Origin of the sequence: Oceanobacillus arenosus (assembly GCF_003369575.1) — a bacterium.
In the GTDB taxonomy this organism is placed as follows: Bacteria; Bacillota; Bacilli; order Bacillales; family Amphibacillaceae; genus Oceanobacillus; species Oceanobacillus arenosus.
The window spans coordinates 1-6,188 of record NZ_PIOC01000018.1 but is presented as its reverse complement, the minus strand read 5'-3'; the positions used below and the strand labels follow the sequence as shown (position 1 = coordinate 6,188).

Here is a 6,188-nt window from a genome sequence, read left to right as displayed (position 1 = left end):
GTTCCCATCCCGAACACAGTAGTTAAGCTCTTCAGCGCCGATGGTAGTTGGGACTTTGTCCCTGCAAGAGTAGGACGCCGCCAGGCTAAGTAAAAAACACTAAGGTTATGAATAAATCATATCCTTAGTGTTTTTTTGTTAGAGATTTTCAATGATAATAGTCAATCCATTTGCTTGATCTCATCCAAGTTGTTCCTTTTTAGCACTTCTCTTATTAGGCAAAAATACAAACTTCGAATCAATAATGAAGTGTAGGACGAAAGGAACCATAAATATCCTGTTCCTACGAAAAGGAGAAAAAATATTGCACCTAAGTAGGTAGTAAGTAGTACCCCTTTCCACCCTTGATATAGATGAACAATTCCAAATAACAGACTTGAAATAATACCAATTGCAATAATTGGTAGTTCAAATGGAAGATAGCTTAAATAATACAGCATCACACCGCGAAAAATGATTTCTTCACAAACTCCTGCCGTAATTGCTATCAAAAGAAAAAATAAACGTTCTCCGTAGGTTGATGGTAATAAAAATTGAATGCTCTCATCGGTTAATGCCTCGGAAATTTTTTTCTAATTGTTTTTGAGAAGCGAATAATAAAAGCAAACATTACAATACTAAAACCTACTCCAAGCCCAAGTGTCAATAAAAATTCAGTTGGGAAAGAGAATAAAGGATTTTCAAAAGAAAATAAGTCGTTTAAAGAACTTTTAGTTAAGAACCAATAGGCTAAAAAAATGATTACTATTTTCCATTGGGTAATCATAATTTCTCCGTACATTCTCCACTTATTTATGAGGTTGCTTTTTATCTTTTTCATATAGAAATAATCCCATATTGGATAACCTACAATGATTATTAGTAAAAGCAGGGTCAGGAATAGAATTTTTATCACCTCACAACACCTATCAATTATTAAACCCTAGTTTATTATAACATTATAATTTTAGAATATTACTAATAAAAAGAATTAGGGCTGTAATAATGGATGGCTTTATAAGAAAGGCACAGTAATCTAATTGCCTCACAATATCTATGTAAACAAAAAAATCCCCATAGTAATATTTTACTTGTTGGGAATGAATAAAAGTGCTATTATAAATAAGTTAGAACAATATAAGTTCATATAGTTATACCTATCTAATTATATTATACCAACCTATATTGTTAATGTCAACAAAAATGAAAAAAGTAATCGAATGGAGTTGATTTGATGAGTAGTGAAGTGAAGAACCGTATAGAAGAACAGCAACGGGTAGATGCGGTAATCGATGAAATCAACATCAAGGAGGAGAAACTATCCTCACAAATAGCTGGACTGAAAGAGAATGTGGTCGAACTCCGAAAGAATTTTTGGGACGATATTACAGTAAATATTGAGGAATCCGATGATATCATTGAAACACAGGAAAGCATTAAACAGCAAGCAGCATTACTTTCTGAAAAGGAAAGATATCATGGAAAGATAGGGCAGGAATTAAAAACATTAAATAAACTGAAAAGCTCTCCATATTTTGGGAGAATTGATTTTATAGAAGACTCAGAGCTTGAAAAAGACGAAATTTATATTGGCATTGCATCGCTAATGGACAAAAATGAAGAGGATTTTCTAATCTATGATTGGCGTGCACCGATTTCGAGCCTTTATTATGATTCTTCTCTTGGAAAGGCCCAGTATCAAACAATTAACGGCCAGATTGAAGGAGAAATTGCTTTGAAAAGGCAGTTTATCATCAGACAAGGGCAAATTAAAGGGATGTTTGATACAGGAGTGACGATTGGAGATCATCTTCTTCAACAGGCACTTGGCAATAATGCGAGTACAACGATGAAAAATATTGTTGCAACGATTCAAAAGGAACAAAATAAAATCATTCGTAATGAAAAAAGCAGTTTATTAATAGTGCAGGGTGTCGCTGGGAGTGGGAAGACTTCAGCTGCGTTGCAGCGTATCGCATATTTATTGTATCGTTATCGTGAAGAGTTGAACGCTGAAAATGTTGTACTCTTGTCACCGAATCCTCTATTTTCAAGTTATATTGCTAATGTGCTGCCAGAATTAGGGGAATCCAATGTGACACAAACAACTTTTTTAGACTTTCTAAAAGAGCGAATAGGTAAGAAGTTCACAATCGAGTCTCCTTTTGAACAAATGGAATATGTACTGGCCGAAATGAAGGATAATCAGGATGTTGCTAGAATGAAAGGAATGGATTATAAATCAAGCTTGGATTTCAAACAGATGATTGATCAATTTATTTCTTATTTGAACGAAGAGGCAATTCAATTCAGGAATATTACATTTCGGGGAGATATGCTTATTTCTAAAGAGCAAATTAGTGATTATTTTTATTCATTAGATAAAGAAATAAGCATATCAAATAAAATGGAGCTTGTTTCAAAATGGCTCCTGCAAGAGCTGAGACAAATTCAGCGATTGGAAAAAGATAAGGATTGGGTACTCGAGGAAGCAGGCCTTCTCGATAAAGAAGATTATGTGAACGCATATTATGAATCAGAGGAACAAGAAGATATAATAGATGAAGAGGAATTGCTGCGCAGGGAAGTCGTGAAACGAGCATTTTCTGCAATGAGAAAACGTTTAAAACGTTTGGATTTTGTTCATATATCCTCAACCTATAAGAAGTTATTTACAGAATGGAATCCTTCAGTTGTTCCAGAGGGCTGGCAGGAAATTTGCAAGCAAACAGCAGCCGATTTATCCCGTCTTTACTTAACATGGGAGGATGCGACACCATATTTATATTTTAAAGAGAAGCTGCTTGGAAATGTCCGTGGTCGCTCTGTTCGTCAATTAATTATTGATGAGGCACAGGATTACTCTGCGTTTCAGTTTGCTTACATAAGGGAAATATTCCCTTACACAAAAATGACGCTGCTCGGTGATATTAATCAGGCAATCTATTCGCATATCTCTAAGGAAAATCCTCTTGTTCCAGAAGCTGGAATAGGGAAAGTGGAAAGAATTATGTTGACGAAAAGCTATCGGTCAACAAGACAAATTGTTGAATTTACAAAGTTCTTTGCACCTGGTGGAACTTTGATTGAGCCATTTAATCGTGATGGTGATAAACCACTGATTATTAAGCTGAGTAAGCAGGAAGATATAAAGGAAAGGCTAATAACCAATATTCAGGAATTTAAGGATAAGGGCTATGAAACCATTGCTTTAATTTGCAAAACATTAAAGGAGAGCGAGGAAATCGCTCAATTGCTGCATGGTAGAGTAAGCATTAAACAAATAACTGAAGAAACCTATGCATTTGAAAAGGGCATATTGGTATTGCCCGTCTATTTAGCAAAAGGAATTGAATTTGATGCTGTGATTATTCCGGATGCTTCAGATGAACACTTTGGTCAGGAATCAGATCGAACAATTTTCTATACTGCATGCACAAGAGCAATGCATGAGCTGACTATTCTAAGCGTTAAGGAACCTTGTCGTTTTATTAAAGAAGTTCAAACTGATAAATATGAAGTCGTTGAGTAGATATTAGTGGCCGATATTATCTCTCAACCCTTGAACTATCATGCTTTATTGTATTAATCAGAACCACGCTATCACTTTTTCACAAGTTAGCGTGGTTTAATTTTTTTGAATAAATCGTAATGATTACTGTTTACATATCGTAATCATTACGATATGATGGGTAAAGTTAAAAATACATAGGTAGAGGGGAATAAGAGATATGAAATTATTCAAGGTGCTTTCTATTTTATTATTTGTAGGTTTGGTCATGATTGGCTGTGCAACTGCAAATGAAGGTTCATCCAGTGCGGACGATTCGAAGCAGAAGGTATATACAACAATCTATCCATTTCAATATGCAGTTGAAAGAATCGCTGGGGATACCGTAGATGTTGAAACGGTATTTCCACCCGGGGCAGATGCTCATACATATGAGCCGACTTCAAAGGATATGACAGCCGTTGCGGACAGTGACTTATTCATTTATCTTGGTGCGGGAATGGAAGGATTCGCGGAAAGTATGGCAAATTCATTGGCGAATCAGCCGGTAAAATTATTGGAGATTGGCAAGCATGAGGAACTATTCAGCAGTGATGGAAATCATGAAGACGAGGAGCATGAGCATGGCGAAGAAAGCAGTGATCTAGGTGGAACAATCGAAATTGAAGGGCTATCGGACCATTATCATTCGGGTGATGTTGTTGAATTAACAGCTATATACAATGAATCAGGAGAAGAAGCCCATTGGCACTGGTACACATTAACATCAGGTGAAGAGGAATGGGTAACCGTTCCAGATCAAGAAACGAATCATTTTGAAGGCGAAGCAATTGGCGAGCAACAAATCAAGGCAGCACTTCTAGGTGATGACCATCAAGTAATTGCAGAATCAGAAGCGGTGATAATTGAGGTTAATGACCATGAGGGTGAAGCGCATGAACATGAAGAAAGTTCACATGAAGATGAAAATGACGTGCATGACCACGGCGAAGAAACGCATAATCATGGAAATGAAGTACAGGGAACCATTGATATTTCTGGATTAGCGGCTCATTATCATACAGGTGACACCGTTCGATTAACAGCAGGTTTTAGCGAAGACGGCGATTACGATCACTGGCACTGGTATACATTAGAACCAGGTGAAAAAGAGTGGGCGCCTGTTGAGGGGCAAGAGACAAACGAATATGAAGGTGAAGCGACCAAGGATGGTTTGCAAGTAAAGGTAGCTCTTTTTGGAGATGACGAACAAGTGGTTGCGGAATCTGAGGCAGTGACTCTTCCAGTCGTAGATCATGGTGATCATGATCCGCATATTTGGTTAGATCCAGTAAGAATGATCGAAGTCTCACAAATTATTAAAGATGAATTAATTGCGCTTAATCCAGATGAAGAAGCTACCTATAATAACAACTTTGAGGAACTGAAAGCAGAGCTAACTGCACTGGATGAGAAATTTACCGAAGTATTAGCGGATAAGAAAAACATGCATATCATTGTACCACATGCCGCTTATGGCTATTGGAATGGGCGCTATGGCATCGAACAAATTGCGATTAATGGCCTATCATCAAGCGATGAACCATCGCAAAGGGATTTAACCGAGGTAATAGATAAAGCAGCAGAATATGATTTGGATTATATTCTTTACGAACAAAATTCTTCAAACCGCCTGTCTGAGGTTATTCAGAAGGAGATTGGCGCAGAAGCTTTAACCGTTCATAATCTCGAGGTCTTAACTGACGCGGATGTTAAAAATAATGAAGACTATATTTCATTGATGGAATATAATTTAGAAATTCTCGATAAAGTAACCAAATAACATGACGAAAAATTTAAAAAGCAGGTGTAATGGAAGATGGCTAAAAAGTCAAAGTAGCGAAAGAGTTGAAACGAGAAGCAATGGTAGAGAAGTATGCGGAATTAAGAAAAGAATTAAAGGAAAAAGGCGATTATGAAGAATTAAGAAAATTGCCAAGGGACTCCTCGTCAACTAGGCTGCATAATCGTTGTTCCGTAACAGGGCGACCACGAGGGTATATCCGGAAGTTTGGGATGTCCCGCATAGCCTTGAGGGAACTCGCACATAAGGGGAGAATTCCAGGTGTGAAAAAATCCAGCTGGTAATGTAATCGAATAAAGTCATCTAAATGTACTTAAAAAGGAATGCTTAGGTACCGACCCCCGAAAGTTAGAGTAGAAAATCTAACTTTTGTGGGTGTTTTTATGGCCAAATATAGTGAAGAATTTAAAATGAAGATTGTCACTGAGTATTTACAGGGGAATTTTGGATATGTATCATTGGCAAAAAAATATAATATAAGCAGTACAAATCGAATATATGAATGGGTGAGAGCTTATAAATCGCAGGGTATGGATGGATTAAAACGAAGAAAGACGAAGAAAGACGAAGAAGGAGTATTCTGTTCAATTTAAATTAGATGCGGTACAATTCATGTTAGAAACAGGTGCTTCTCATGTAGAAACTGCTATTCAATTTAATTTGAACAACTCTTCTTTAATTAGCCGTTGGTTGATAGCATTTCGTGAACAAGGAATAGAAGGCCTGAAACCAAAGTCAAAGGGGCGACCTTCTATGTCTAAGAAGGCCAACAATCAAAAGAAAAAAGAAGAGAAAAAGTTAACACGTGAAGAAGAATTAGAACGCGAGATTGAATTATTACGACTGGAAAATGCG

Annotated in this window: 6 protein-coding genes, 1 rRNA gene and 1 pseudogene; 6 read left to right on the top strand and 2 right to left on the bottom strand. The window is 36.8% G+C overall.

Translation table 11 applies throughout. The annotated features are described in order from the left end of the window. A 5S ribosomal RNA gene (gene rrf / locus CWR48_RS13165) occupies positions 1 to 86 on the top strand; the annotation flags it as partial. A 75-nt stretch (positions 87 to 161) separates the two neighbouring features. Here the strand turns inward: rrf and CWR48_RS13160 are convergent. Next, a complete protein-coding gene (locus tag CWR48_RS13160; RefSeq protein ID WP_170140762.1) occupies positions 162 to 491 on the bottom strand; it encodes a CPBP family intramembrane glutamic endopeptidase in 330 nt (109 codons plus the stop codon). Between the two features lie 59 nt (positions 492 to 550). Next, positions 551 to 820, bottom strand: coding sequence for a hypothetical protein (locus CWR48_RS13155; protein ID WP_147294888.1), 270 nt, complete (start codon positions 818 to 820; stop codon positions 551 to 553). Between the two features lie 393 nt (positions 821 to 1,213). Here CWR48_RS13155 and helD point away from each other — a divergent pair, with 393 nt between their 5' ends. The 5 genes and pseudogenes from helD to CWR48_RS13130 form a co-directional block, all read left to right on the top strand. Continuing rightward, positions 1,214 to 3,511 (top strand): RNA polymerase recycling motor HelD, encoded by a 2,298-nt coding sequence (gene helD, locus CWR48_RS13150; RefSeq protein ID WP_115773711.1) that lies wholly within the window; start codon positions 1,214 to 1,216, stop codon positions 3,509 to 3,511. Between the two features lie 199 nt (positions 3,512 to 3,710). Then, a complete protein-coding gene (locus tag CWR48_RS13145; RefSeq protein WP_115773710.1) occupies positions 3,711 to 5,312 on the top strand; it encodes a metal ABC transporter solute-binding protein, Zn/Mn family in 1,602 nt (533 codons plus the stop codon). A 44-nt stretch (positions 5,313 to 5,356) separates the two neighbouring features. Continuing rightward, positions 5,357 to 5,617 (top strand): annotated as a pseudogene (gene rpsN / locus CWR48_RS13140) (30S ribosomal protein S14); the annotation flags it as partial. A 99-nt stretch (positions 5,618 to 5,716) separates the two neighbouring features. Next, the gene (locus tag CWR48_RS13135) at positions 5,717 to 5,926 is read left to right on the top strand and encodes a transposase (RefSeq protein WP_170140761.1); all 210 of its coding nucleotides are present in this window, start codon (positions 5,717 to 5,719) and stop codon (positions 5,924 to 5,926) included. A gap of 19 nt (positions 5,927 to 5,945) precedes the next feature. Continuing rightward, a partial coding sequence (locus CWR48_RS13130; RefSeq protein WP_147294887.1) for a helix-turn-helix domain-containing protein occupies positions 5,946 to 6,188 on the top strand: 243 nt, incomplete at its 3' end.

Excerpts from the sequence above, each read along its gene's own strand:
- CWR48_RS13155 (WP_147294888.1), bottom strand. The coding sequence starts at position 820 with ATGAAAAAGATAAAAAGCAACCTCATAAATAAGTGGAGAATGTACGGA.
- helD (WP_115773711.1), top strand. The coding sequence starts at position 1,214 with ATGAGTAGTGAAGTGAAGAACCGTATAGAAGAACAGCAACGGGTAGAT.
- CWR48_RS13145 (WP_115773710.1), top strand. The coding sequence starts at position 3,711 with ATGAAATTATTCAAGGTGCTTTCTATTTTATTATTTGTAGGTTTGGTC.
- CWR48_RS13135 (WP_170140761.1), top strand. The coding sequence starts at position 5,717 with ATGGCCAAATATAGTGAAGAATTTAAAATGAAGATTGTCACTGAGTAT.